The 2,321-nt window shown below is 32.9% G+C and carries 2 protein-coding genes; one reads left to right on the top strand and one right to left on the bottom strand.

Going from position 1 to position 2,321, the window contains the following annotated elements; all coding sequences use genetic code 11:
* Window positions 1-1,727, top strand: a 1,727-nt coding sequence (locus HG1285_RS19835; RefSeq protein ID WP_008288684.1) for a hypothetical protein, incomplete at its 5' end; no start/stop codon positions are given.
* Between the two features lie 134 nt (window positions 1,728-1,861).
* On the opposite strand, the gene HG1285_RS04250 is transcribed toward HG1285_RS19835, so the two are convergent.
* Window positions 1,862-2,321 (bottom strand): hypothetical protein (locus HG1285_RS04250; RefSeq protein WP_008288685.1); only part of this gene is annotated, 460 nt, incomplete at its 5' end.

Genomic DNA, 2,321 nt, shown 5'->3' on the forward strand with positions numbered 1-2,321 from the left:
TAACCGCTACAAAAGCCCAAGCAGTTACAATAAACTTAGGAAAAGCAATTAATGAAACAGGAACATTTAATTTAAGCAATGCAGCACAAGTAACTTTAAATGTAGATACTGCTCTAAATTCTAGCAATACAGAAACTACAAAATTTCAAGGAGTATTAAATGCTCCAAAAGCTACAGATATTTCTATAGATGCGAAGGGAATTGTTAAATTAACTGCAGGTAGTAGTTTAGCCAAAGCTCAAAATATTACATTAAAAGCTGAGAATAAAACAAGTTCTATAGATTTAGCTACTAACGCAATAGATTTATCAGCTGCTGCTGTTGTTAATATATCAGGAAATGGAAGCGTTTCTTTAAGTAAAGTTGGAACAAATGGGACAACTCCTGTAGACTACAATGTTGACTTAACAGCAACAGGATTAAACGGAGGATTAAATATATCCGCAATTGCATCAAAACAAAATGTGTCAATTGATGTATCTGGAGTAAAAGGTGTTATAGGAGGAACAACATCTCCTAACATAACAGGTGCCAATGTTACCGTAAAAGCCAATGGACTAATTGGTAATATCTCTTTAGGAACAGTAGACTCCCAAGCTGCAGGAGTAGGAACAGCTGATTTAAATTTTGCAGGTGATTTAGGAACTGTTACTGTTGGAAATGTTGGAGGAACTTCTTCTTTTGATACTATAAACATTAATGCAAGTGAAGTTGGAAATACTATATCTATAGGTACATTAACTGCTGATAATGCTGTGACAGTAAATGCTAATGGTGCACTTAATAACGTTACAATAGGAGCCATCTCTCAAGGAGGAACTGCGGTAGGAAAACAAGGTGTAAACAGTGTAACTATAGATTTAAGTGGAACATTAGGAACTAATACTATTGGAACTATAAAAGCAATTAGTAGTCTTACATATAAAGCTGGATTAAATGCTACTAACGGTGCAGCCGGTATTAATATTAGTGTTGATAATGATGGAACCCATAATTTTACAGCTGATTTAACAGGTGGGGATGGAAATGATAAGCTTACATTTACTCTTTTAAACGACAAATCTGATGTTATAACTCTTAAAGGAAATTTAGGTGGTGGCACAGATAGCATAACTGTAGATGCTGCTACTAATGTTACTACAGCTACAAATAATGTGACTATTGATTTAACTAATTTAAGTAATTATGATTCTTCTACTTTAAAAGGAAGTGCAGGTAATGATACAATCAAATTAGGAAATGATGTAGATACATTCATCTTTAATGCTAATAATGCAAATGGAAATGATACTATCAATGATTTCCAAATACAGGATAAGCTTGATATGAATACAAACCTATTAACGGGAATAACGGTGCTCGATGCAAATGCAGGTGGTGGTGATAGTTGGGATGGATTTAGTTCAAATCCAGCAGCAGCAACAGATATTTCTTCAAAAGCTGTTATAATTTATAGTTCAGCTATAACAAGCGGTTCGCAATTGGTAACTGCATTGAACGCAGGTGGTTCTTTTGCAAATTTAGATTTGGCATCTACGGCAGGAGCTGGAAATGATGCTGCAGTGGTTTTTGTTGCAGATTCTGCTGCAGCCACATCTGCTGAAATTTACTATGTTGCTGAATCTTCAACAACTGCTGGTGATGCTGGCAGTGCTACTTTAATAGGTACTATAAACCTTGCAAGCGGTGCTACTATAGATGACCTTGTGTCTACAAATATAGCATAATTATATCTTTAAAGGGAGCTCGCATAAGCTCAAGTGGGCTCCCTTTTTTATAAACTTTTTGCCTTTATTTTAGGTAGTTATTTGAATTTAACTTTATTTTGTTTTGTTGTTTTTTTCGTGACTATTACTTTTTGTTATTTGAGTTTTTTATCTTGTATAATATCCTCAAAATTAAGTAAGTCCATATGTTCCCATTCTCTACAAACCATAGCATAGATTTGGTTTTTAGTCAGGTAGTTAATAATATTATCTTCAAGTCTTAAGCTAGCAAAAATCGGAATAAGTTTATAATCTTCATATTCAGGAAATAATTTTAAAAATCTGTCAATTTTTTTGTTTTTAAACTCATTTATGTACTCAACTCTTGGGGAAGATTTAACCTCTACCAAAAATACAGTTTTACATTTATCGCCTACAGCAATTACATCAAACTCATATTTTAAACCTGTTTTTATATCTTTTTTCTTTCTTCTTACTTGCAAATCATTAACTTCACAGTTAAAATATTGATATTTTGAGGTATCTAAATTTTTAGCTAAAAATTTTACTATTATCCATATTAATATAGCCTGCAATTTACTACTCCCCATAACT

The sequence above is a fragment of the Hydrogenivirga sp. 128-5-R1-1 genome, assembly GCF_000171895.1.